The organism is Rhizobium sp. ZK1 (assembly GCF_047782645.1).
In the GTDB taxonomy this organism is placed as follows: Bacteria; Pseudomonadota; Alphaproteobacteria; order Rhizobiales; family Rhizobiaceae; genus Rhizobium.
Genome location: NZ_CP180587.1, coordinates 138,042 through 161,624, shown reverse-complemented (window position 1 = coordinate 161,624; position 23,583 = coordinate 138,042). Strand labels below are relative to the sequence as shown.

21 protein-coding genes and 1 tRNA gene are annotated in these 23,583 nt (G+C 52.5%); 11 read left to right on the top strand and 11 right to left on the bottom strand.

The annotated features are described in order from the left end of the window. Positions 1-195 precede the first annotated feature (195 nt). Entirely contained in the window at positions 196-2,247 is a 2,052-nt protein-coding gene (locus ACK9YZ_RS23395; protein ID WP_416067766.1) for a thiol-disulfide oxidoreductase DCC family protein, read from the bottom strand. A gap of 330 nt (positions 2,248-2,577) precedes the next feature. On the opposite strand from ACK9YZ_RS23395, the gene ACK9YZ_RS23390 reads away from it, so the two are divergent. Further along, positions 2,578-3,552 (top strand): HEPN domain-containing protein, encoded by a 975-nt coding sequence (locus tag ACK9YZ_RS23390; RefSeq protein ID WP_416067765.1) that lies wholly within the window; start codon positions 2,578-2,580, stop codon positions 3,550-3,552. Positions 3,553-3,820: 268 nt separating this feature from the next. Further along, entirely contained in the window at positions 3,821-4,846 is a 1,026-nt protein-coding gene (locus ACK9YZ_RS23385; RefSeq protein WP_416067764.1) for an NAD-dependent epimerase/dehydratase family protein, read from the top strand. A 14-nt stretch (positions 4,847-4,860) separates the two neighbouring features. On the opposite strand, the gene ACK9YZ_RS23380 is transcribed toward ACK9YZ_RS23385, so the two are convergent. Beyond that, complete coding sequence (locus ACK9YZ_RS23380) at positions 4,861-5,475, bottom strand: class I SAM-dependent methyltransferase (protein WP_416067763.1); 615 nt, start codon at positions 5,473-5,475, stop codon at positions 4,861-4,863. Between the two features lie 159 nt (positions 5,476-5,634). Between ACK9YZ_RS23380 and ACK9YZ_RS23375 the strand changes: the two genes are divergently transcribed. The 3 genes from ACK9YZ_RS23375 (at position 5,635) to ACK9YZ_RS23365 (ending at position 8,065) form a co-directional block, all read left to right on the top strand. Next, a tRNA-Val gene (locus ACK9YZ_RS23375) sits at positions 5,635-5,710 on the top strand. A gap of 79 nt (positions 5,711-5,789) precedes the next feature. Beyond that, complete coding sequence (locus tag ACK9YZ_RS23370) at positions 5,790-6,122, top strand: DUF6538 domain-containing protein (protein ID WP_416067762.1); 333 nt, start codon at positions 5,790-5,792, stop codon at positions 6,120-6,122. A gap of 26 nt (positions 6,123-6,148) precedes the next feature. Beyond that, positions 6,149-8,065, top strand: a complete 1,917-nt coding sequence (locus ACK9YZ_RS23365; RefSeq protein ID WP_416067761.1) for an acyltransferase family protein — start codon at positions 6,149-6,151, stop codon at positions 8,063-8,065. A 191-nt stretch (positions 8,066-8,256) separates the two neighbouring features. Here the strand turns inward: ACK9YZ_RS23365 and ACK9YZ_RS23360 are convergent, their stop codons facing one another. From ACK9YZ_RS23360 to ACK9YZ_RS23350, 3 genes are all read right to left on the bottom strand, one after another. Next, positions 8,257-9,267, bottom strand: coding sequence for a hypothetical protein (locus ACK9YZ_RS23360; RefSeq protein WP_416067760.1), 1,011 nt, complete (start codon positions 9,265-9,267; stop codon positions 8,257-8,259). 285 nt (positions 9,268-9,552) lie between these two features. Beyond that, positions 9,553-10,068 (bottom strand): GapR family DNA-binding domain-containing protein, encoded by a 516-nt coding sequence (locus tag ACK9YZ_RS23355; protein ID WP_416067759.1) that lies wholly within the window; start codon positions 10,066-10,068, stop codon positions 9,553-9,555. Between the two features lie 69 nt (positions 10,069-10,137). Then, positions 10,138-11,454 (bottom strand): hypothetical protein, encoded by a 1,317-nt coding sequence (locus tag ACK9YZ_RS23350; protein WP_416067758.1) that lies wholly within the window; start codon positions 11,452-11,454, stop codon positions 10,138-10,140. Between the two features lie 513 nt (positions 11,455-11,967). Here ACK9YZ_RS23350 and rfbB point away from each other — a divergent pair. The 6 genes from rfbB to ACK9YZ_RS23320 are packed head-to-tail and all read left to right on the top strand — an operon-like array spanning position 11,968 to position 16,401. Then, a complete protein-coding gene (gene rfbB / locus ACK9YZ_RS23345) occupies positions 11,968-13,026 on the top strand; it encodes a dTDP-glucose 4,6-dehydratase (protein WP_416067757.1) in 1,059 nt (352 codons plus the stop codon). Next, entirely contained in the window at positions 13,023-13,751 is a 729-nt protein-coding gene (locus ACK9YZ_RS23340; RefSeq protein ID WP_416067756.1) for a WbqC family protein, read from the top strand. Before rfbB ends, ACK9YZ_RS23340 begins: the two co-directional genes overlap by 4 nt. A 58-nt stretch (positions 13,752-13,809) precedes the next feature. Then, complete coding sequence (locus ACK9YZ_RS23335; RefSeq protein ID WP_416067755.1) at positions 13,810-14,439, top strand: class I SAM-dependent methyltransferase; 630 nt, start codon at positions 13,810-13,812, stop codon at positions 14,437-14,439. Between the two features lie 2 nt (positions 14,440-14,441). Next, a complete protein-coding gene (locus ACK9YZ_RS23330) occupies positions 14,442-15,104 on the top strand; it encodes an acetyltransferase (RefSeq protein ID WP_416067754.1) in 663 nt (220 codons plus the stop codon). Next, positions 15,101-16,027, top strand: coding sequence for a hypothetical protein (locus tag ACK9YZ_RS23325; protein ID WP_416067753.1), 927 nt, complete (start codon positions 15,101-15,103; stop codon positions 16,025-16,027). Before ACK9YZ_RS23330 ends, ACK9YZ_RS23325 begins: the two co-directional genes overlap by 4 nt. Continuing rightward, complete coding sequence (locus ACK9YZ_RS23320; protein ID WP_416067752.1) at positions 16,027-16,401, top strand: EamA family transporter; 375 nt, start codon at positions 16,027-16,029, stop codon at positions 16,399-16,401. The genes ACK9YZ_RS23325 and ACK9YZ_RS23320 overlap by 1 nt, the downstream gene beginning before the upstream one ends. A gap of 62 nt (positions 16,402-16,463) precedes the next feature. Here ACK9YZ_RS23320 and ACK9YZ_RS23315 read toward each other — a convergent pair whose 3' ends face one another. From ACK9YZ_RS23315 to ACK9YZ_RS23290, 6 genes are read right to left on the bottom strand one after another with little or no spacing between them, the layout of a single operon-like run. Then, positions 16,464-18,266: a hypothetical protein gene (locus ACK9YZ_RS23315; RefSeq protein WP_416067751.1), complete on the bottom strand. Its 1,803-nt coding sequence runs from the start codon at positions 18,264-18,266 to the stop codon at positions 16,464-16,466. After that, positions 18,263-19,411 carry a dTDP-4-amino-4,6-dideoxygalactose transaminase gene (gene rffA, locus ACK9YZ_RS23310; RefSeq protein ID WP_416067750.1) on the bottom strand — a complete coding sequence of 383 codons (1,149 nt, stop codon included), beginning with the start codon at positions 19,409-19,411 and terminating at the stop codon, positions 18,263-18,265. The genes ACK9YZ_RS23315 and rffA overlap by 4 nt, the downstream gene beginning before the upstream one ends. After that, entirely contained in the window at positions 19,404-20,294 is an 891-nt protein-coding gene (gene rfbA / locus ACK9YZ_RS23305) for a glucose-1-phosphate thymidylyltransferase RfbA (RefSeq protein WP_416068486.1), read from the bottom strand. The genes rffA and rfbA overlap by 8 nt, the downstream gene beginning before the upstream one ends. Positions 20,295-20,323: 29 nt before the next feature. Continuing rightward, complete coding sequence (locus ACK9YZ_RS23300; RefSeq protein ID WP_416067749.1) at positions 20,324-21,283, bottom strand: glycosyltransferase family 2 protein; 960 nt, start codon at positions 21,281-21,283, stop codon at positions 20,324-20,326. A gap of 3 nt (positions 21,284-21,286) precedes the next feature. Next, on the bottom strand, positions 21,287-22,108 hold the full coding sequence (locus tag ACK9YZ_RS23295) for a phytanoyl-CoA dioxygenase family protein (RefSeq protein WP_416067748.1): 822 nt from the start codon (positions 22,106-22,108) through the stop codon (positions 21,287-21,289). Continuing rightward, positions 22,105-23,280: a class I SAM-dependent methyltransferase gene (locus ACK9YZ_RS23290; protein WP_416067747.1), complete on the bottom strand. Its 1,176-nt coding sequence runs from the start codon at positions 23,278-23,280 to the stop codon at positions 22,105-22,107. The genes ACK9YZ_RS23295 and ACK9YZ_RS23290 overlap by 4 nt, the downstream gene beginning before the upstream one ends. Positions 23,281-23,583: the final 303 nt, after the last annotated feature.

Genomic DNA, 23,583 nt, shown 5'->3' with positions numbered 1-23,583 from the left:
TTTTGGGCCAGCGGGAGCTGGAATTTTCCGGGTTAAGGCTCAGCTCGGCGGGGTGCCGATGAGCCGTTCATAAGCGAAATCGGCACCTTGTTGCCGATCGCGGGCACGTCACGGCCTCCGCAAAAAATGCGGCGGAGTAGGCAACCTCTATAGTTGCCATCTCCGTTCCCAGACCCGCTGACCTGCCAGACTTCGTTAGAAGCTTACTTCACAGACAAGGCGTCGCTCACTCGCAACAAACTGACCCTGCAATATCAATTCCAAGCTGGGCAACGGCTCCGCGTACTGACGATACACGAAGGTGTCATCCTTTGAGCGCTGGTCCTCCGAAAGGTAGTTGACCATCGGACGATATGCATCAAATTGACAACCCTCCTTGCCGATCACTCCCCGCCTGAACGCAACGGTGTTACCGAAGTAGACGCGATCCGACCTGTGCGCGTAAAGACGCTTCCCATCCTCTGAGAATATCGGAAGGATTTGCTCCATACCGTCTTTGGTCTTCCTCGTTATGGTAAACCAGTTCTCAGCCATTCGAAGGTCAGTCTGATTGAATACGTCAATTGGGTTGACGCCATAGATACCAGCACCGCTCGTCGGAGAGCTAACCAGCGTCTGGATTTTCTTCAGCGCCAGCGGAGGATTTTCCGTCAAATGCGGAAATGGCAACGCAACGAAAAAACACACTAGAAGAACTATCGTGTGTACAAAAACGACAGATATGGGATCGCCCGGAACGATGTTGTCGTTGATGACCTGGCCGCCCCGCAAGATCGCATATTCCGGCTTCGCGGTCGGTATTTGGCAAACGCCAAACAATCTTGTCCGGCGATCAGCCACGAACCTGTACACTGCAGGTCCGCCAAGATAACGGCCGATTAAAAGCAACGGATGGATCGGTAGCAAAAGCAAAACGTGCCTGGATAAAAGGACGTAAAATTCATAGCCTTTGACAGCCTTGTCGCTGTTGGAGTCTACCGCATACAGGTCCTTTTGCGCATCATCGGGATCAATGCCCATTTGGAGAAGCCACGGGGTATTTTTGGACAGCGGTTTGAGATCGACTCTCCTGAACAAGTCGACCGCTTTTACGAACGTGACTGTGTTGTCGCAGAGGTTGCACCGGTCATCGTAGGCTACCTGAAGCGTTTTCGCCCCATGGATAAACCTCTTGCTCCAAAATAAGCCTGCAAAGAATAGAAACTCGAATTGGGCCAACCATTGGAGCTGCAGAACGAATAGACTGACTCCGAAGAACAACAGTCCCCAAATGATCACATATTGACGAAACCAACCGCCAATAAGCACAAATGGCAACATCAGAAGGTACCACGGCAACATCGCCCAAAGAGATACTCGCGCCAAGAAGACGGGGATCCAGCCTTGAGAAAACAGCCACGCAAATTCACTAGAATACCGGGACATAAAGTTATTTGTGAGCAACAAAGGTCCTGCCGAACCTGACATCCAAGCAGATTCCCCAAGGTGCATCGCAAGCGAATACAGACATACGCACCAGTAACATGCGAACGTCATCAACTTTGCAAGTTGAAGCCCTGCCTCACTGGGCAACCCAGCTTCATAATAGAATGCTGAGATCGCTTTCCGCGCGGAAGTCCCTCTTCGCATCAGTATGCGATCTAGCGAAAAGTTAGCGCCAGCATTTGCAAAAATCAGCAACAATGACAGCATGGCTGCGATCCAATTGCCTAGCGTAGACGTGCGAAGCAATATGTCTCCAGCCTGCCACTGAACGAGGATCAGATATACGAGCGCATATTGAGTAAAGAGGCCCATCGCGACCAAGGCGCCAGCGACTAGACCGAGCAGCGCAAATAGCCATATCGATGGATTTCCCCAGTCCGATGGCTCAAGATATGCCAGTATCCAGAACGCCCTCTCAATCATGAAGAGGCCAAACAATATACGGATGAGTGCAAACTTCGGCGCTTCTTCCTCTGGGTTCGATACAAAGGCTCCGCGCCTTGTAAGCCAGTGAGCAAGGCGAGTCAGTTGTACTGCTGTTGCCACCTTGACGGGGGAATGCCTCCCGACCAAGAAGAAAACGATCAATAATGGGAAGAAACCAAACATTCGCTTGCTGAACCAATCCCATGTCCCCGTAAGGGCAATTAGGGAAAGCGCAAGAACAAAGATCACGCTAGTTACAATAGCCCCTTTGTTTTTTTCGAATAGCTCTTTCAAGAGATAATTTTCTCGCCCTGGCTTCTCCACCGCCTCAACCATGCTTCTCTTACCTTCAATGTCCTGCCTATCGCCGTAGCGACTACGCCACCAGTGCCAACGTGTACTGGGGATTTAAAGGAACCTCAAGGCCACACAACGCGTCGACCGCTACTCGCGCGTCCGGGATTGTTTCAGATCAACGATGTGAGGTTTAGGTCACGCATAGTCGTCAGGCTAAACGAAATTCGAACAGGTAGTCATGCTGCGTCATCTTCTCGCGCTTCAGCTTCCGAAAACCCAGATGCGAAAGGCAAAAATCTATCTGCGGTTGCGCTTTCGGCAATAATCGCGTAAAAATTACACGTGCGAAACATTGGGTGAGCCGTTACCATGGATACGATTCCTACCGAAGACTTTGACGCGGCTTTGACCTTGACCGATACTCTCGACCATCTGCCGGCAGCCAAGCGGCGCGAGCTTGCCCGTGCGCTTGAAATCATCTTTTCAGAGGTCGAGCAGTTCCGTGCCACCAAGCAGTCGTCGAAGAAGGCCAATAGCAAGATCCTCAAGGTTATTCTCTACGGATCCTATGCACGCGGCGACTGGGTGGAAGATCACTTGAGCGGCTACCGCTCCGATTACGATATCCTGATCGTCGTCAATTCCGAGGCCTTCGCGCAAGAGCAGGAACTGTGGCTTTCGCTCGACGAGCGCCTGCTGCAGGAGCAGATCGCCCACCGGATCGAAACGCCGGTCATCCCGATTGTCCACAGTTTGCATGATGTCAACGACCAACTGTCGCGCGGCCGGCCCTTCTTCGTCGATATCAAAAGAGACGGAAAGGTTCTCTACGAAGAGGAAGGTCATCCCCTCGCCCAGCCGAGGCCGCTCACCAAGGAAGAGGCGAAAGCTGAGGCACAGAAAAATTTCGAGCAGTGGTTCCAGCTATCGCAAGAGGCCCTCGTTGGAGCCCAACTGATGCTCGAACAAAACATCTGGCGAGACGGCGCATTCATGCTTCATCAGGCAACCGAGCGCGCCTATCATTGCCTCCTCCTTACGCTAACCCTCTACAGCCCCAAATCGCATCGCATAAAAGTGCTGCGTTCGAAGGCCGAAGATCTCGACAAAAGATTGATCGACGCCTGGCCGCGGGACAACCGTATGGCCCGTCGCCGTTTCGAGCTTCTCTCCCGAGCCTACGTTGAGGCACGCTATTCGCCGAACTATGCGATCACTACCGAGGAGCTTAGATGGTTGGTGGAACGAGTGCAGGCACTGCAGGCATCAGTCGCATCAATCTGTGAGGAACGCTTGCTCGGACTTCCGTCAGGCGAAGGTGGTGGGGCACTGCCGAAGAATTAACGATCAAGCGTTCGAGCCGACCGCTCAACCGATGCCCTCACCAAACGGGTGCCGAGCCCGACCGGCATAGCCGCAGCGGCATTGCATGTGTTCGACCGATTGCCCACGCGATGATCTCAAGAGATTGCCGCCGACATCAACTTCTGTACTTAAGAGCCCCGAAAATCTAGGTGATTGTTGATCTCGGGAGCATCTATCCGATAAGGGAAGCGATCAAACACGAATTCGGTTGCTTTGCCACGGCAAGAGACCCGAGAAAAAGGTAGAAATGCGCTACTTCATTACGGGAACGGCAGGCTTCATCGGCTTCCATCTGGCACGCCGGCTGTTGCAGGATGGACATGAGGTAACCGGCTTCGACGGACTGACACCCTATTACAACGTCAGGCTGAAGGAGATGCGTCATGCTGCGCTGGCGCAATATTCCGCCTTCCGCCCTGTCATCGCCTTGCTCGAAGACAAGGCAGCGCTGGAGGCCGCCATTTCAGCTGCAAAGCCGGATGTTCTCATTCACCTGGCCGCACAGGCCGGCGTGCGTTACAGCAACGAAAATCCGCACGCCTATCTGCGTTCGAATATCGAGGGCTCCTGGAACATTCTGGAGCTCGCCAGCCGCATCGAGCTGCGCCATCTCATGCTTGCTTCGACCTCATCGATCTACGGCGCCAATACGACTGTCCCCTTCCGCGAAACCGACCGCGCCGACGAGCCTCTGAGCTTCTATGCCGCCAGCAAGAAGTCGATGGAGGTGATGGCGCACAGCTATTCGCATCTCCACAAGATTCCCACCACAGCCTTCCGTTTCTTTACCGTCTACGGCCCCTGGGGCCGGCCCGATATGGCGCTCTTCAAGTTCGTCAAGAACATGATCGAGAAAAAACCGATCGAGATATACGGCAACGGCAATATGAGCCGTGATTTCACCTATATCGACGATCTGGTCGAGGCCGTGGTCAGGCTGTCCGATATCATTCCCTCGGAAACCAATCGCGTCGCCGATGCGGGAATTGAAACCCTTTCGCATCAGGCCCCCTTCCGCATCGTCAATATCGGCGGCGGACAGCCGGTCAGCCTGATGGACTTCGTCGAAAACGTGGAAAACGCGATGGGGCATGAAGCAAAACGTGTCATGCTTCCCATGCAGAAGGGCGACGTGCCGCGCACCTTTGCAAGCCCAGATCTCCTCCACGCCCTGACGGGCTATCGACCGGAAACCTCTTTAGAAACGGGCACCAAGGCTTTCGTCGAGTGGTATCTGGAAGCCAGGCGGGAACTCGGCACGATCGACACCTAAGCTTCTGACGGCCATTATGGTGCCCCGATGCGCTTGAGGCAGTAGGAAAAATGCGCGTCAGGCTCGAGCGTCAGAAACTCGAAACGCCAGCGATGCTCGACGCAGAACTTGTTGACCGCCTCCACGACCCCGTAGACCACCGGTTTGACAGTGTTCCCCGTGCAGAAATCGTGCCCGGCAATCCGGCCGTCCTGCTTCACTTTGCGATCTGCGAGCAGAAGCTCCTCCCATGTCAGCGCAAAGGAATGATCGGTATCGATATAGATCCAATCGAAGGTCTCGTCATCGAATTGTGACAGCATGTCGAGCGACGTGCCCTGTCGAATCACAACACGGCCTTCAGCGATTTCCGACGCGAATTTGCCATTGATGATCTCGAGGCCCTCTGAGTATCGATCCATATTCCAGGGATCGATGAGGTGGAGCTGCTTCGGCTGGTTTCGTGCCAGTATCTCCTCGCTGAAGGCACCCTCCGCAACACCTAACTCGGCAACGACCCCACCCTTCGGCAGATTGTCGAGAAGCGTGCCACGATCGGGCAGCAATCTCGCATGCTCCGTGTGGACGTATGCTAAAAAGGTCCGGGGGGTGCTTTGCCGAAGGGCGGCTCGCTGCTCTCGCGTCGTCATTTTCGCTCCGAATTTTTTCAGCCGCACCTCTACAGAGAATGACAGCGGTGGGGAAGTGCGGCGCCCACAAGCAAATTGCACAGAAACTCAAAAAGAGGCTTGCGGTTCTTTCCCAATATCGTTAGAGACGCTGCACCGAACGATGACACAGAGCATCGAGGGCGATTAGCTCAGTTGGTAGAGCGCCTCGTTTACACCGAGGATGTCGGGAGTTCGAGTCTCTCATCGCCCACCATGATTTCTCCTTTTCTTTCAAAAAGCTAAGCGATATCAGTGTCTACGTGAGACCCGAGTCATGTACACGGGTGACGTACATGGTGCATTTAATGACGAATCCTACCAAGGGTCCAAACGGCGTCTACTACTACGTGAAGCGCGTTCCCAAAGACCTGATCGATAAGATCGGCAAGGAGCGCTACTCAATTTCTCTCCGAACGAAAGACCCTAGGGACGCGAAACGCCTTTGCGGGGAGACCGACGTTCAGAAAGAAAGGGAGTTTGCAGCGCTTCGCGTCGGCCCACAGCCGATACCTTTCAGGGATAGAGGCCGCGGACGGCAGCCGGGGGAAATGTTAGTTGAGAAATTTCAACTATTGAAGGTAGCGAACTTGTTGCCTATGAAAGCGCGGCAGCATGTGAGGGCGTAAGGCGAGATGCCGGGGATCAAAGACCTTTGAGGTATCGGGCAGACATTGACGGGCTGCGCGCGATTGCCGTGACAGCTGTCACCGTTTTCCATTTAAACCCGAACTGGTTGCCGGGCGGCTTTGTCGGCGTCGATGTTTTCTTTGTGATAAGCGGCTTCCTGATTTCGAGCATGCTAATCGCAGACCTAGAAACCGGCGTGTTCAGGTTTTCAGATTTTTACTGGCGAAGAGCAAAACGGTTGTTGCCGGCTTTGTTCGCCACCCTTCTTGCGACCTTCGTATGCTCGACAATCATGATGTCGCCAGCAGCTCTCGCATCAGCAGGGGCATCGACAGTCTTCTCGGTCCTATCGGTTTCAAATATCTATTTTTGGATGCAGACCGGGTACTTTGATGCGGCATCAATCACAAAGCCGTTGCTTCACACTTGGTCTCTAGGGGTTGAAGAACAGTTCTATTTTGTTTGGCCCGCCATGCTTTATCTGCTCTTTCGGAAGACGAAAGCGCGGTCTAGCCTGGCGTTTTTCATCGCGGTGGTTTCGGTTGCCAGTCTTGCCGCCAGCTACCTTTTCAGCGACCTGGCGGCAAATGCGACGTTCTTCCTTCTTCCCTTCCGCGTTTTTGAATTCGGCATTGGCGCAATTGCGTCCTTCGCCACTTCCACAAAAACACCCAGCGCCAGGGTCTCCAACTTGGGAGCGTTGGCGGGAGCTGGTCTTATACTGTTGTCACTAGCGGCCTATGATGAGCAAACGCCGTTCCCGTCCTGGTATGCACTTGCGCCAACGATCGGGACCGCGCTCATCATTTTCTTTGGACCTGGCACAATCGCAGCGTCTGCTCTTTCTCAGCGCCCGCTCGTTGAAATCGGCCGCAGAAGCTATTCACTGTATCTCGTCCATTGGCCAATCATCGTGTTCTTCACGATGAGAAAACATGGCGATTTGACCAACACCGACAGATTGCTTGCTGCGGTAGTGATCTTGTTTGCGGCCGCTGCGCTGTATCATTTTGTGGAAGTCAAATTTCGGTACGGACTATCCACGGAACAGAAGACGAGGCGCTTCGCGATTGGATTCGTTGCGTGTTCGCTGGCGCTCGTTGGAACGGCCACCAATGCAAATCTGACCAACGGCTGGCCCTGGCGCCTACCAGCAGACATGGCGCGGCAGCTGCAACCGTTCGACACAAAGAAAAACTACCTCCTCAACAACACCATCGGCCGAGAGCCCTTCTCCCGCGAGCCCGGAATCAAAATCCTAATTGTGGGAGACTCTCATCAGGCGGACTTTTTCAACGCAGTCTATCTGAACAGGGCGTCTTTTCCTGGCCTTGAATTTCGAAGCATGAGACTTGATGACGCCTGTTTCTTCATGTTCGCACCGACGATCACGCCTGCCCCGCAGATAAGCCATGAAGTCCAAGGTTCTTGCGACAAAGAAGTGCCCGATTTCAAGGCATCGGCCCGAAGTCGAGATGCCGATTACATTTTGATATCGGCTAAATGGGACGATATTGGGATTGAAAACCTTCACTATTTTGCGTCGTGGGTTCGGTCGCAAGGTAACTTCGGTAAGGTCATTGTTCTGGGTAACACCGTACAATTTAGACCTGTGCCGGATTTGATACGAGAGTACGGCCGCGTCGATGATGCGATCGGATTGTCGAAGTATGCGGCTAAAAACCGCGATCATCACACCGACATCACGAATGCAAAACTCGCCGCTATTACCTCGCAACTCGCGTTGCCTTTTTTCAGGAAGGATGGATGGATTTGCGCTGCGGATGGGAGCGCCTGCGATATCATCGATGCAAACGGGAATATGAACATCTATGACTATGGTCACTGGACACTAGCCGGCGCCGAGTTCTACGGGCGCAGAATTGCGTCGAGTGAGCTTGCCGCAATGTTGGAGCAACGACAGTACGTGCTTGCCCACTAGGGCCACAGCGCTGCCGCGGCCCTTACTGCCTCTTCTGTGCTAGCCTCTTCAAATGACGCTTTGGCTTTCAAGCGGATCGCTTCGAGCGTCCTCCTAGTCTCGCGCGGGGCGGCTCACAGTGTCAGCGATCAGCATTAAACGGGTGTCGCGCTTGTCTATGAGGACCTGACCGTGTCCGATCCATGATGACTTCACTGCCCATCCGTCGGTGTGGGGATGTCAAGCGCCCAGACCTCGTTTGTGACTGGGTCAGCATGGCCACCAGCAACAATGATTTTGTCATTGAAGACATAAGTCGAGGCCTCGTGCCTCCCTCGCCAATCTTCGGAGAAATCTGAGCGCGTCCATTTGATACCGTCGTCTGAGTACCAGATGCCCTTAAGGTTTAGCGTCTTCTTGCTCCACCCTCCTATAACCCACATGAGGTCTCGATATACGACCCCCGAGAACCAAATTCGTCCATGCCATGGGGCGTCAGAAACCTTAGTCCAGGTGACGCCGTCATCTGAATTCCAAACATCGTTCAAGGCAATGAAGTCCGGCGCATAAGACCCTCCTCCTATCACCCAAAGCTTGCCTTTGTAGGCGAGCGCCTTATGGTAGGCTCTCGGCTGCCAAGCCGCGTGCTCGGTGACTTTTTCCCAGTTGATTCCGTCACTGGAACTCCATACGTCGTTTTTATAAATCGACTTTCCGTTGGCGACCTCTTTACCGCCAAGAATCCATAGTTTACCGTTCCACTCAATGATTGGAGTGGCTGTTCTCGGGCTCCACGCCGAAGCTTCTTGAACCTTCGTCCACTGGATCCCGTCATCGGAATTCCAAACTGCGTTACTGGTGGGATGCACTGGGTCTGACAGTCGATTGCCGCCCAGTACCCACATCTTATCTTTGAAGACAATCGTCATCGGCAAGTCAGTGTAGTCGAACGGAAGTTTCGGCTGGACGAGGTTCCACTTCACACCATCTGCTGAGTTCCAAACATCTCGAAGCAGCGCAGGCGGATCTGTTTTCCATCCGCCCAGAATCCAAAGCTTACCTTTGTAGACAAACTCGCCGGCGGAGTCGCGTGGTTGCCACTCGGCAACTCCTATTCGCTTTACCTTGGCTTCCGGGAAGACATGCAAGAACCCTAGAAGCCAGGCGAGGCAAAGACAGAGAAGACCAGTGCCAGAAAGAAAGATCAGGAGCGGGCGTTTCATTTTTGAGTGCATGAATGAGACCTTAAGACAAATGAGGAGCGATCAACGGTGGCTGGCCCCCGATCATTCAACCTCACCGACAGAATACAGGCGTAAGGCCTTTGCAAGGCCTCTCCAACACTACCAGCAGATGTCCATTTTGGAACCACTCAATTTTAACTAAAACTGCGCACCATTAGATGATGGGGCGGTGGGGATTACGCCGCTTCCAGCTCGCGCGCTGTCATCCAGTTTCTGGTGATCACAGCCATTGCGTCCGCTATCGCTGGTGCCGGCTGCGTGCCGTCAGCGGTGCCGTTCTGGATCCACTTGTAATACGACGCCTGTCCCATGGCCTGCCCAATGCGCCAAGCGCTGTCGAAGTTGATCAGCGTCTGCGGGCTGTTTGCAGTGCCGATCTTCGCAGCTAGCGTATCCAATGAAGAGATCGACGTCGCCGGCATCCCACATTGGACCCCAGACGGACTGGTCTGAGCCGTCGGCCAGATTGGGTTCGAAGGCTTCGCCGGTTTCCGGATCGAACTCCTCAATGTTTTCTCGTGCGCGCATCCGCGCATCACGCGCCACGCCCTTGATCGCGTCGAGGTAGGTGTCCACCACCATGTCGAACTGCTGGTCGGCAGTAGGCCCGGCGTCCTGCTTGAGCTTGCGATTGAATGCGGCCCGAAGCGCCTTGCTGTCATAGCCAGCGTGCTTGGCTTCGGAGAACAGCTCCTTAAGGTCGTCGCTGATTGCCTTCTTCTCGCCTTCGAGGCGTTTCCAGCGCTGGAAGTAGGATTTGATCTGGGTGTCGGCGCTCATGCTGCGGTGGATAAAGTTGTCAATCCATTCCGTAAGGCGTGCGGCCGGTAGAAGGTCCCAGATAACTCATCATTGACCCCGCGCAGAGTAAAGGCTCTGCGCCGATAACGCCGCCCCAGCAAGGAAGAAGAGTGTATAATTGAGAGCGATCCCGCCGGAGAAAAACGCGGCACCGAATATCAGCAGGTACATCCCGGCGATCGCCAACGAACTCGCCGAAGTTTCCCATTCACTGAGGATGCGCCAGAAAGGGAACACAAGGACCACCCCAAGTAGCAACACCGCGATCGCGCCGCCCTCGTAACCGGCCTCCAAGATCCAATTGTGCGGATAGATCTCACCGCTATGTTGCGCGGGCAGCCAGCCGGGATAGACACCAGCGAGGTCGAGCGAATAAGATCCCAGACCCCGACCGAAAACAGCAGAGGCCGGGTTTGATAACCAGCCCTTTAACGCAAACTCAAACAAAGTACGCCTTGACCAGGTACGGTGATCACCGCCGTCTCCGGTGTCAAACGCACCTGCTGCGTCATAGGGATTATGTGCATCTGTCTTGGGCCGAAATATAGCACCTTGCTCATACCGCTCCGCCTCGCCTTCCGTTCGCTGCACGACCGAAAGATCTTTTGCGATCGGCGCATAGAACACGCCGGCAACCAGGATGGCGGACAATCCTATAAAGATCGCTGCCTGTCCGACCCCCTTCATGCGGAATACAAGGGCTGCGAGCACGATCGGCAAAAGCAGAAACATCGTGCGAGAACCTAGTTCCGCCAGCAGTAGCGTGACGCCGAGACCAACAACATACGCGATGGGAAGCCGCATTCGGCCGAGAAGCCATATGAACGAAGGAATTGCGCTAAGAGCAATTCCATAAGCGACCAACTGGTAATAAGTGTAGTAGGGTGCCCTGCCCGGCAGCTGCGGGATCGCCAGAATATCGCGAAAGTCGTCACCTTCCCACAATGAACCATATTGGATCCAGGCAACCGGCAAGGCGAGCAACAAAGCTATGCCAGCGAACATCACGACGACAATCAGGCTGCCGGGCCGCCATCCCGCAAGGATCCCAGCGCCGAAGAAGGGCAGCACCGTCAATATGAATTGACAAAGGTAGCGGATATCGAAAGCCATTGTGCGAAAAACGAAGTAACTCAACACCATGTAAACGACATAGGCAAGAATGATCGCCCCCGGTACCGCAAACTTCCGCCAGTCGCGAAAAGCAAGAACAGCGAATGGTGCCGAGATTGCGATCGGAACAACAACCCACAGCCGGCTTCCTGTAGGCTGCCACCATTTCAGAAAATACAAATAGTTGAAGAAAACCAAAATAGTGAACGATAGCGAGAATAGTAAACCCGCTCTTGATCCCAAGCTACGCATTTATCAGCTCCAGTTGCCGGACTAATCGCGCAACTGGGAATATTTGTCATCCAAAAAATGACAGATATGTCGGCATATCCAAAGACCAGTATCGAACGATCGGCTGCTTCTCCGTACGAAGCATCAGCTAGCGCGAACTTGGAATAATCGGGCGCGCATGCGGGACGCCGCTCGCGCGAACGCAAGACGGGCGAACGGAGGAACGGCGGTACTGATCATTCTTGTCTTCCGACAAGCCGAGTGTGAGGGGCGAAACCGCGCCAGACAGCTTCAATACAGAATAGTTCACCAATCACTTCGAGCCTTCTTCCGCACTCCGCCAACAATAGCCAGCCCCATCGCAAAACTGAACTTCCAGATCAACCCACGTCGATCCTGTAGCCATATGGGCGAGGCTGGAACTCGCGATAACCTAACTGTCGCGATGGCTCTGCCTTGCGACGTATGAGATCGACTGCTATGCGTTCCCTCAACAAAGAGACGAGCTAGGGAAGACGTTATCGTCGGTATAATATGAGAGTTTTGGTGACCGGTGGAGCGGGATTTATAGGCTCCGCTATCGTGAGGCATATGGTTCTGGAAAAGCAATGGACGGTCAGCAACGTTGACTGTCTGACCTATTCTGGGAACGAGAGGTCACTCGATTTGGTCAATGGACTGGCGGAATATAGCTTCCACCGCCATGACATCTGCGACACTGGCCAGATGAGGGCACTCGTTTTTGAGTTTAGGCCCGACGTTATCATGCACCTAGCCGCGGAAAGCCACGTCGATCGATCAATTGACGCACCTGATGTCTTCATGCAGACGAACATTATGGGCACTTATAGCCTATTGGTATCGGCGCGAGCGTACTATGCTCAGCTTCCGCCGGAGAGAAAGACGAAATTTCGTTTTCATCACGTCAGTACCGATGAAGTTTTCGGTGAACTTCACGAAGGTGACCCCGCCTTCACCGAAACCCATCGCTATCGGCCGAATTCACCTTATTCAGCGAGTAAGGCGGCGAGTGACCACTTGGTTGTCGCTTGGCACCGGACATATGGGCTTCCGACCATTATTACGAACTGCTCTAACAATTATGGACCCTATCACTTCCCAGAGAAGCTTATTCCACACATGATTGTAAGCGCTCTTAATGGAGCCGATCTTCCAGTTTATGGAAACGGGCACCAGATCAGAGATTGGCTATTCGTCGAAGACCATGCTCGCGCCTTAGCGCTTGTCGCGGAAAGGGGCAAGGTTGGCGAAACCTACAATATCGGTGGCTTGGCGGAGCGTCGAAACATCGACGTTGTCTGTGAAATTTGTTCGATATTGGATGAACTTCGGCCATTGCCTGATGGCAAGAGTTACAAGAGCCAAATAGTTCATGTCGTAGATCGTCCCGGGCACGACTATCGCTATGCGATGGATATCAATAAAATCAAGAGCGAACTAGGTTGGGAACCGTGGGAAAACTTCGAAACCGGACTTCGCAAAACCGTCCAATGGTATCTGGATAATGCGCATTGGTGGCGAGCAATTCTCGACGGAAGGTATCGGTTGCACCGTGTAGGGGCCGGCGTATGAAAAAGGTCGCCATTGTTCAGTCAAATTACCTTCCTTGGAAAGGTTACTTTGACATGATTGGTGCGGTAGACGAGTTTATCCTTTACGACGACGTGCAATATACACGGCGAGACTGGCGTAACCGCAATAAACTCAAGACGCCACAGGGGCTGCAGTGGTTGACGGTGCCCGTAAAGGTAAAAGGCCGGTACCTTCAAACTATCAAAGAGACTGAGATCGATGGCGACGCTTGGCGTGACGCTCATTGGAAAAGCCTAGCCCACAACTATGGCAAGGCGAAATATTATTATGATATCGCTACATTGATCGAACCGATCCTGCTGCATGGGAAGCAAACGCTCCTTTCCGATTTAAACTCGGACCTGCTTAAGGCGATTTGCGGCTATTTGGGAATTACAACCAGCATTCGACAGGCTTCTGAATTTGTCCTTCAGGAAGGAAAAAGCGAACGCCTCCTAGGCGTGTGTCTTGCCACCGGCGCCACCACCTACGTGTCCGGACCCGCCGCACAGGATTATCTCGACCAATCTCTTTTCGCAGACGCTGGTGTTGCCGTCGAATGGTTTGAATATAGTGGCTACCCGGTCTACCCTCAGCTCTGGGGTGAATTTGAGCACAGTGTCTCCATTTTGGACTTGCTCTTCAACTGCGGTCACGAGAGCCCCCTTTATATGCAGCATCTGAACAAACCCACTATAGCTACCCCTAAACAAGACCTCGAATAGCCCCAGTTGGGCGTTTATCGGTCGGACCGTTACAATGTGCTGAATTCAAGGTGACAGAATGACTGGTGAAACGAACGAGCTCCTGAACGAAGTTGCCGTTTATTATTCGAATCGGCTTGCGCAACATGGCCAGACTGCTGCGGGAGTCGACTGGAGAGACGCGGGCAGTCAGATTCTTCGTTTTGATCAATTGCTGACGCTTGTCGCAGCAAATGGCCCGTATACCCTATGCGATGTCGGTTGCGGCTATGGCGCCCTCCTGGACCACATTTCGAAGCTTAGGCATTCGGTCCGGTACGTCGGCCTGGACGTTTCATCGGCGATGGTCGACGCCGCTCGGCAACGTTTCGTTCACAACCCAAATGCTCGATTTGAGATATCAAGCCGTCCCGACACCCTTGTCGATTACAGTGTCGCGTCGGGGATTTTCAACGTTAAACTCGGACGATCTGAGCAGGAGTGGGAAGAATATCTGCTGGAGACACTGGACATGATGAACGAGGTAAGTACACGCGGGTTTGCGTTTAACTGTCTGACGTCTTACTCCGACACACATAAAATGCGTCCCGACTTATTTTATGCGGATCCACTTCAACTATTCCAGATTTGTAAAAGCCGCTACTCGCGCCATGTAGCACTCTTGCACGACTATGGCCTCTACGAATTCACAATGATCGTTCGGAGATAAAGATGAGCAAAATTGTAATATTCGGTACCGGCGATATTGCACAACTCGCTCACTATTACTTCACTACTGATAGCCCCTACGAGGTCGTTGCCTTCACAGTCGATAAGGCTTTTTTGACCCAAGATAGTTTTTGCGGCCTCCCGGTAATCGGTTTTGAGGAGGTAACCAGCCGATATCCGCCCACCGAACATTCAATGTTCGTGGCGCTCAGTTACGCAAAGCTCAATCAGATCCGCAAACAGAAGTTTGAGGCAGCGATTGAAGTGGGCTATGAGCTATGCAGCTACATTAGTTCCAGGGCGACAGCGCTGAACGGCAATGCGTTCGGACGGAACTGCTTCATTCTGGAGGACAACACGATCCAGCCCTTCGCAAAAATCGGCGACAATGTAACGCTCTGGAGCGGAAATCACATCGGTCATCACTCTACGATCAATGACCACACGTTCATTTCATCTCATGTTGTTGTTTCCGGTGGTGTAACCATAGGAGAAAGCTGCTTCATTGGCGTAAATTCGACGTTGAGAGATCATGTCAATGTTGGCAACTTCTGCGTGTTAGGAGCTGGAACTATACTCCTTTCCGATGCCGCGGAATACGGTGTCTACAGCACCCCGGAGACGGAACGGTCCCGCGTTCCAAGCAATCGGTTAAGAAATATATGACAGCGAATTGGGTCTGGAAAAAACGGGGCAGGCTATTTGTCGCAACCGGAGAGCGGCATCCTAAGTTACTTACCCACCAAGCCAATCCTCTCGCAGTTCACTTGGAGAATGATATTTTCCGTATCTTCTATAGCGGCAGGGATTGTGAAAATCGATCCTCGGTCGGCGCTGTCGATATCGAGATTCCGACAGGAATCGTGGTTTGCGATCACATAGAGCCATTCGTTGTGCATGGCCCGGCGGGGAGCTTTTACGAAGCTGGCATTAGCATCGGCAATGACTATCGGACTGATGGCGATCGCTTTATTCTTTTCATGGGCTGGCAAAACAAACCAGGTGATCATTGGCGGGGAGACATTGGACGCCTTAAAGTGACCCCTGAGATCAATCTGGAAATTTTCGATAGACATCCCTATCTTGCGAGCGATCCTGAGGACAGGGTTAGCTTGTCCTATCCGTGGGTGCGTCAGCATAACCACGATTACCAAATGTGGTATGGATCAACGGAGACTTGGGATGGCGGAAACGGTGAAATGGTCCATGTGATCAAAGGCGCCGTATCTTCAGATGGACGAAGCTGGCGGAAGACCGGTCTCGCCGTACCTTATATTCTAGGCGTCGCACAGGCATTTTCTCGCCCAACTGTTATCCGCTTGAATGATGGCATCGATCATATGTGGTTTTCGTACCGAGCAGGAGACGGCTCCACGTATCGGATAGGCCATGCGCAAAGTGCTGATGACGGCCTTACCTGGACGTTGGCACTTGATGCACTTTCCATTCAGGCATCTGAGAGCGGCTGGGATAGTGAAATGATCGAATACCCGTTCGTTTTCGGACACAAGGGAGCGGTTTATATGCTCTATAATGGCAATGGATTTGGTAAAAGCGGCTTCGGTCTTGCCGCACTAGAGGGCCATTGATGCTTCGCCTGCTTGACTACGGCTACATTGCAGCAACAATTGGTTTTACGGTTTACGGTCAGATGATGCTCAAATGGAGGATAGGTCAGTTTGGCGCTCTTCCCTCCGACCCACTCAGTAAGCTGAGATTCCTTATTCTACTTCTTTTTGATCCTGCGATTTTTTCAGGTTTCGCGGCAGGATTTCTTGCATCGCTCGCATGGATGGCGGCAATGACCAAGTTCCCTCTGAACCATGCGTACCCATTCATGAGCTTGAATTTCGTCGTGGTCGGAGTGCTGAGCTACTGGATGCTAGCCGAACCCGTATCCGCACAAAAATGCGCAGGACTGGGCCTAATCGTATTGGGGACGATACTAGCTGCGCGGGGGTAAATAACAAGACCGTTAGGTGCGTGATTCCGAAGCATTAATATGCTGCCGGGACGTCCGGGCTCTCAACGAGGGCGATATAAGATTGCCCGCCCATGTACAGAGGGAATTGGAATTTCTGTGACCGGCACATAATGCCCCGGGAAATCGATGCCCAAATCGGACAGAAGATCCAATGGAATGCCTGGATGTGTGCTGTCCGGTACCAGAAGCCATGCAGACTTTCGATCAGCCTCCGAGAGCCTCGACACGAAGTACCGAAAAAAGTCAGAGCTTCCGCTATACCCCGCTAGAGTCCACGCTGTTCCAGGAATTTGTGCGCCGAGCTGATAAGCAGCCATCGGCGCCCTGCCAGTCATGTCAAGAAGAACCGGTTCGTCACCACGACCGAAATATCGGCTCCTGACATTCTCGAGATTGCGATAAAACGGTGCAAAAGCGGGATTGACCTTGAAAGGTTCGTTGTTTGGGCCGATTTCAACGACTTCGGTTAGGGCGGAGAATGTCGAGTTCATCCGATAAGGACTTCGTTCTATCGAGATCGCCGTAATTTGAGCCGATCCGCCAATCAGTGCCAGTGCAAAGATAACATTTGATCGCGCCAAGGCTCCAAAGAACACCGCTGCGGGGACTAGCGCCAAAAGTGTCGCTAACGAGAGCAAATTGGACCATGGAGAATTTGTCCCGAAGCAATAAGCCACCTGCCCATAGGCCGTGATCCCCACGACAAACAGCGCACGTCCACGAATGTCAGCTTTGAACTGGCCCGTTCCAATCGAGTAGACCGCGGCAAGCTGCGCGAGCAGTCCGATTAATGTCAGTCGGATTTGTGGCGATGCGCCATCGAATGAAAGGATTACAATAGCAGCGATGAACATTGCAGCCTGACAGCCGCTCACCCATGGACGAACAGTAGAGATTATTCCCGTCCGCGGCACTGCCGCGGCGGAAAGAACGCCAAGCACCATAAAGGATATAAGAAGGTAGCGGTTCCCCTCAATGACACTTTGAATATTCGTCGCGTACATCCTCAAAGACTCTAGGACATTGAAATGAGGGTCTGTAATCATCTGGGCGACATAAAAGCCCTCGAGGAGAACATTTACCGCTTTCGCAGGGTAAAGGCCGACCGACATCAACAGGAGTACTGGGACAACCATCCCAGCGAGCGCGCCACCGACGGATGTAATCCAGACCCTTGGTGCGGTTACGTGGCGCGCAGTCAAGAGTAGGGAAATAACGAGTAGTGGCGCAAGTAAAGCGGCGGTCGTTACTTTCACCAACGCTAGGCTAAGCCCGGCTGCGCCCAAAATCGCTATCGGCAGCACGACACCGCATGCCGTTGGCGTTTTTCCATTGCGGAAAAAATCAATAAGTTGAAAAAAGGAACCTAAAACCGTGCTTACGAGAACCAGGTTTATTAAGTCATACGAGGGGTCCGGCAGCCAAAAATTGTAGAATGCAAGCGCTGCCGTAGCGCATAAGGGTCCCACGAGCAGGATTGACTGCAAGCCCTTAGCTGACGTCAAATATTTCGTTGCGCCCCATGAGAGATATAAACTTGAGGCCACAATCAAAAGAAGAGCGAGAACGCGGTTCCAGTAGATTGACGCAAAAGGCGAAATACTATCCCACAACGCGCCAAACAAGGTCACTTGCGCAATAATCTGCGCGTGGCGTGAAACGCTGATGAGGTAAAACGCTGTATCGGTTATATCAACGCCGGCATTGAGCCGCGTTAAAATAAAAAAGAGGAGTGCCGCAAAGATCGTCCAAGAAATAGCGACCGGTAGCGGGAGGCGTTGAAATGAGCGTTCAATGAGACCGCCAAATTGCAAAACGCCTGATCTGAAAAAGGTGCGATTCAATTTTCAAGACTTCCAAGTGCAGAAGCTGCTTGAGACACAATATAGTCAATATCTTCGGGCGTCAGATCGTAAAAGAGTGGAAGACGGACGAGGCGAGCAGCCGCATCTTCTGTAACTGGGCATCCGCGAGGCGCCACTCCAAAGCGGAGGCCGGCCGGAGCCGAGTGCAAAGGCACGTAGTGAAACGTACAGTTGACGCCTCGAGCCTTCATCTCCGCGAGAAATGCTGGACGACATCCAGAATCCGGCAACAGAATATGAAATATGTGGCCGTTTACCGGTTGATCAGCGGTTTCCTGATCCGGCAGGGTCACGCTGAATCTCTTCGTCAAGCGTTCGAACCCTTCCCGGTACCTTTTCCAATGATCTCTGCGCACATCCGTAATCGTATCTGAACACTCGAGCTGGGCCAGCAGAAATGCCGCAGTCAATTCCGATGGGAGGTAGGACGAGCCTAAATCGATCCAGGTATACTTGTCTGTTTGGCCCTGAAGGAATTGTTGTCTGTTCGTGCCCTTTTCACGCAACACTGCCGCTCGGTCGATAAATCGAGGATCATTGATCACCAGGGCTCCACCCTCTCCAGCGGTAATATTCTTCGTGTCGTGAAAACTTATAGTCGACAGTGCAGAGTGCGTTCCCGATGGAGACCCTTTGTAGAAGGAACCATAGGATTGAGCCGCATCTTCGATAACGACAAGTCCACGCTCGCGCGCGAATTCGTTAACTCGATCCATGTCAGGGACACGGCCCGCATAGTGAACCACAAGAATTGCCTTTGTGGCGGGGGTTAGCAGCGCTTCGATTTCATCTAAATCGATGTTCATCGATCCGATTGAAACATCCGCAAAAACTGGCTTCGCACCTCTGAGGGCGACAGCATTCGCCGTGGAGGTAAAGGTGAATGACGGCATGATGACCTCATCACCTGGACCAAGGTCAATAAGCAGCGCCGCCATCTCAAGCGCAGCTGTGCAGGAATGCGTGAGGTAGACCTCGGCTGCACCCAATCGTTGCTTGACATGTTCAGAAACCGCCTTTGTATAGAAACCATCACCACTCAGGCGACGGCGTCCGATAGCGTCTTCAACGTATTCTTTTTCTCTGCCAAGGAGTGGAGACCGATTAAAAGGAATTTCAGCCATGATGCGATCCAGTTTCCTGCTGCACAATTGCTTGCAGAGATTGCCCGTATGAAGATTGTTTGAGGTCGCTGGCAAGTCTCGACAATTGATCCAACGAGATCAATTTCATCCGGTAGGCTATTTCCTCAGGTGAGCAAACCAGCAAGCCTTGCCGATCTTGCAGAGTTTTAACGAAATCCGACGCCTGCTGCAGACTTTCGTGAGTGCCGGCGTCGAGCCATGCAAAACCGCGATGCAACATCTCGGTACTCAATTCATCCTCGGCTAAATATCGCTCAAGGATGGACACAATTTCAATTTCACCGCGCGCTGAGGGCTTTACGTCTACAGCAAAATCGGGTGCCCTTTCGTCCATGAAGTAAAGCCCCGTTATTGCCCATCGTGACAACGGTTTTGACGGTTTTTCGACGACCGAAAGAGCCTTACCCCTTTCGTCGACTTGCACTACACCGAAGCGCTCCGGATCTTTCACCAAACTAGCAAATATTGACGCGCCCTTTCGGGCGTAAGCTCTGGCAAGGTGAGTCTGGAAGTCATGCCCAAAGAAAATATTGTCACCAAGGATCAGTACGCTCGGTGAGCCGTTTAGGAATTTTCGCCCAATCTTATAAGCGTCAGCTAGGCCACGTGGCTCCGTCTGCACGGCATATTCAAACGACATCCCGAGTCGCGAGCCATCGCCTAGCAAATTCCGAAAAGACTCTGCCGAATCCGGCGTTGTGATAAATAGGACCTCTTGAATGCCCGCTAATATCAAGACAGAAAGCGGATAATAAATCAGCGGCTTATCAAAGATTGGCAACAGCTGTTTCGAAACACTTAGTGTGAGAGGGAATAGTCGACTACCTGTGCCTCCCGCAAGTACTATGCCTTTTCGCTTCAACAATTTCGGCTCCTCAAGAACTCCGGATGTTAATCGGTCGATAAGACTCGCGAACTCTCGGACGTTTTTTTATGCGAGTAGATCTCCTGAACGATCGAACGAGGCCGATCTTTCACCTCTTCCAGGATCTGCTTCACATAAAGGCCAATCAATCCAGTAAAGACCGCATTCAAGCTGAAGAAAAACACCACCACGGCCATCAGCGATGACCACCCATCTTGTACCGGCCCAGTTAGCGCGCTCAGCACAACATAACTGCCGTAAAGGATCCCAAGGGCGGCCATGAGGAGGCTGAAGAGTAGCATCAACATGAGCGGTCGCGCGGAAAATGTTGTGATTGCGAGAAGCATAAGAGCAATCCTTCGGCCGATCGAGTACGTCGTTTCCGAGGTGCTGGATTTGACAAATTCGAAAGGCGCCTGAGGATAGCCCGTGAGAATACTTAGAGGAACGAAGACGGGATTCTTATCTCGAAAGCGAAGCAGTGAATCGACATAGCGACGAGTCATCAGCCTCATCGTCGACACGTTTTCTGGGATACCAACATCGCTTAAAGTGCGGAAAAGCCAGTAGAATAGTCGCCCAGACATCCTCTCGACGTATCCGCCCCTGCGTTTTTGCTGCAACCCGTAAACGCAGTCGACGGATTTTTCTCGCAAAACATCAGCCATTTCCGGAAGCAGTTCCGGTGGCTCCTCAAGGTCACTGTCAATCAAAAAGACAAGATCGCCGCGAGCATGGTCCAACCCAGCGAGCATCGCGTGATGATGACCAAAGTTTCTGCTCAGCTCCACCAAGGAGATACGTGGATCAGCATCAACGCTTTTACGAACGATTGCCGCGGAATCATCCGGACTGCCGTCGTTGACGATCACTACTTCGATGTCGTCAGTGACCGCTTCGGCCGCGGCTATTGCGCGTTGAATGAATTCCTCAATTGTCTCTCGGGATCGGTACAGTGTCGTGACTATCGAAAGCTTGCACGTCATTGGTCATATGGCTTTCGTCTGTCTGGACCTAAGCCAGTCGTCGACAGAGCGAAACTCTTCCAGTCCATAGCCTAGAATCTTTTTCTGCTGGTCGGAGAATCCCGAAGCGTCGGCAACTACAGATGAAATGTGAAATTGTTGCCGAAACATGGGGATCGTAAATACATGATTGATCGCTCGGCGATTTCTGGCAGTCATATTGGTGCTACCTGCATGATACACCATGCAGTCCAAAACGACGAAAGTACCCCGTTTAACGATGACTTGCTTTTCCAAACGCCGAACAACTTCGTCGGGCGGAAATGCTTCACGATGATGGCTGCCAGGGATGACGCGAGTCGCGCCATTCTCGATCGTGAAGTCATCTAATGCGAACAGCGCGTTGATCGCGAGGGGACGTGAACTCGTGAAGTGCTGATACGGCAAATCTCTATGGTATTGAGCCTGATGATACTTGCTTTGATTACCGCGGTTAATAAGGCCATTTACCTGATTGAGAATATAATAGGCTCCCAGTAGCCTTGATAACAATTGATGGAGTCGTTCGTTAAAGACGATTTCCCAAAAAAGCGGGCTTATCGTCGGAAGAAGGCGAATTGCATCGCGCTCGTTAATTTCCTCAAGATTGTAACCCCTTGCGGAAGCGTCAGCACCATACTGTAGCTCCGCTTCATCAAAATGTTTCGAGTAATTGTCGAGTTCGCTTTCGGACAAGGCGGCTTCTAGCGCGCTGTACCCCAGGAGCCTGACTTCTTCCGCCAGAACGTCGTAAACGTCCCTTGCGCCCGTAGTTTCAAGGACTCCGTAGCGTGAGATCTCTGTCATCGTAGTGCATCCTGACTTACAACTTCAAAGGGATGAATGATCGGCACGCTCGCTGACTTAAACCGGTCATGAATTACTCGCCAATTTCGCTCGTGAACAGCAGCGATCAAGGAGATCGGCGCTGATTTTAGGAACTCTTCAGTAGAAATCACCGGCTTGTCATACAACTGTTTCTCAAGCGGGCGGTCGGCTACTAAAAACATGGCGCCCTCGATGATCGCAGGGGTATAGGCGTGGAGTAGGTCGCAGTATTCTCCGGCTCCGAACACACCATATTTCTGACCAACTAGCGTCTGGTCCACTGCCGCGGCAATTTTGCTCCAAGTCCGCAGATAATCGATACGCTGATCGGCTAAAGACTGGAAGTCGCCACAATTCGACCTAACCACCGTCGCCAAAAGCCGGAAAAGGTAAATTCTGAAACCCTGCAAGACACCGGTCAAAGGGGCGTCCGCAATCGCTGTCAATCGAGCTCTTGCTGCAATCGTAGCCAGAGATCTCGATGTGAAGCTGGAGATATGATCGTAGAAAAGCAATTCCGATCCGGCGGCCTCTCCATCCGGACATACAATAAGAATTCTTCCCGTTTCATCGATTGTTCGGGCACAAGCCTGCAGGAAGGCGAGTGGATTGCTTGCATGTTCTATGACGTTCACAGATAGGCACAGCGTATCTCTCTGCGCGGTATCAGCAAATTGCTCCGCAAAACCCTGCTGGATGGAAACGCGCTCACCAGCTATAGAACTCGCATATGCCGCGACCTTCGCGCTGGGCTCAACGCCAATCCCAAATTCTGCTTCGAGATTGGTTGTCAAATGATTTAGAAGCGTACCACTACCGCATCCGAATTCAATAATCTTCGTAAAATGCGTCTCACTCACCAGGTCCGCCAGAAATCCCCTTACCTGTCGGTCATATTCAAGGGATCTCTCAACCTCTGCCGCTGTGTCCCTCAGACCGATAGAATAGTTGTCGCCGTAGATTTCTCTTACGTCACGTTCGGATAAGCTTTCAAAATGAAAGCCATGCCCGCAGTTCGTGCAACTCGAACGCTTTAATGGCTTGCCTGTAACAACGCCATCGCTGATCATTGAGCGCGTTGGATGCGGAACGGGCAATGCACGACAGTCAGCTGAACCGCATGCAGGGCATATATGATTGTATTCTGTCAAGCCAAATCTCCCGGACCGCCGCTGCGCGAAGCCCATATCGTACCTTGCCGGCAACTTGCAAGCCGTAAAGCTGTAGCTACAACCCTGAGGGAGCCGTTCCAAGTTGCACCCTGTGTCCAGAGCTGCGGCGCTTGCGCTGCTGCATGATGAATAAGACGGGCTATCGGATTTTTTGACGACGGCAGCAGGCTTTTGTGCGGAACTCATCTCTACCGAGGAGTCGCAACCCGACTCAGGCTAATATTTCCTTGCGGCTCTAAAGACGCTGGCAGCAACCAGGCAAATTCCAGTGGAAATCACAGA

What these genes read in the sequence shown, in the direction of transcription:
- ACK9YZ_RS23395 (WP_416067766.1), bottom strand. Translation starts at nt 2,247, where the DNA reads ATGGTTGAGGCGGTGGAGAAGCCAGGGCGAGAAAATTATCTCTTGAAA.
- ACK9YZ_RS23390 (WP_416067765.1), top strand. Translation starts at nt 2,578, where the DNA reads ATGGATACGATTCCTACCGAAGACTTTGACGCGGCTTTGACCTTGACC.
- ACK9YZ_RS23385 (WP_416067764.1), top strand. Translation starts at nt 3,821, where the DNA reads ATGCGCTACTTCATTACGGGAACGGCAGGCTTCATCGGCTTCCATCTG.
- ACK9YZ_RS23380 (WP_416067763.1), bottom strand. Translation starts at nt 5,475, where the DNA reads ATGACGACGCGAGAGCAGCGAGCCGCCCTTCGGCAAAGCACCCCCCGG.
- ACK9YZ_RS23370 (WP_416067762.1), top strand. Translation starts at nt 5,790, where the DNA reads ATGGTGCATTTAATGACGAATCCTACCAAGGGTCCAAACGGCGTCTAC.
- ACK9YZ_RS23360 (WP_416067760.1), bottom strand. Translation starts at nt 9,267, where the DNA reads ATGAAACGCCCGCTCCTGATCTTTCTTTCTGGCACTGGTCTTCTCTGT.
- ACK9YZ_RS23355 (WP_416067759.1), bottom strand. Translation starts at nt 10,068, where the DNA reads ATGAGCGCCGACACCCAGATCAAATCCTACTTCCAGCGCTGGAAACGC.
- ACK9YZ_RS23350 (WP_416067758.1), bottom strand. Translation starts at nt 11,454, where the DNA reads ATGCGTAGCTTGGGATCAAGAGCGGGTTTACTATTCTCGCTATCGTTC.
- rfbB (WP_416067757.1), top strand. Translation starts at nt 11,968, where the DNA reads ATGAGAGTTTTGGTGACCGGTGGAGCGGGATTTATAGGCTCCGCTATC.
- ACK9YZ_RS23340 (WP_416067756.1), top strand. Translation starts at nt 13,023, where the DNA reads ATGAAAAAGGTCGCCATTGTTCAGTCAAATTACCTTCCTTGGAAAGGT.
- ACK9YZ_RS23335 (WP_416067755.1), top strand. Translation starts at nt 13,810, where the DNA reads ATGACTGGTGAAACGAACGAGCTCCTGAACGAAGTTGCCGTTTATTAT.
- ACK9YZ_RS23330 (WP_416067754.1), top strand. Translation starts at nt 14,442, where the DNA reads ATGAGCAAAATTGTAATATTCGGTACCGGCGATATTGCACAACTCGCT.
- ACK9YZ_RS23325 (WP_416067753.1), top strand. Translation starts at nt 15,101, where the DNA reads ATGACAGCGAATTGGGTCTGGAAAAAACGGGGCAGGCTATTTGTCGCA.
- ACK9YZ_RS23320 (WP_416067752.1), top strand. Translation starts at nt 16,027, where the DNA reads ATGCTTCGCCTGCTTGACTACGGCTACATTGCAGCAACAATTGGTTTT.
- rffA (WP_416067750.1), bottom strand. Translation starts at nt 19,411, where the DNA reads ATGGCTGAAATTCCTTTTAATCGGTCTCCACTCCTTGGCAGAGAAAAA.
- ACK9YZ_RS23300 (WP_416067749.1), bottom strand. Translation starts at nt 21,283, where the DNA reads ATGACGTGCAAGCTTTCGATAGTCACGACACTGTACCGATCCCGAGAG.
- ACK9YZ_RS23295 (WP_416067748.1), bottom strand. Translation starts at nt 22,108, where the DNA reads ATGACAGAGATCTCACGCTACGGAGTCCTTGAAACTACGGGCGCAAGG.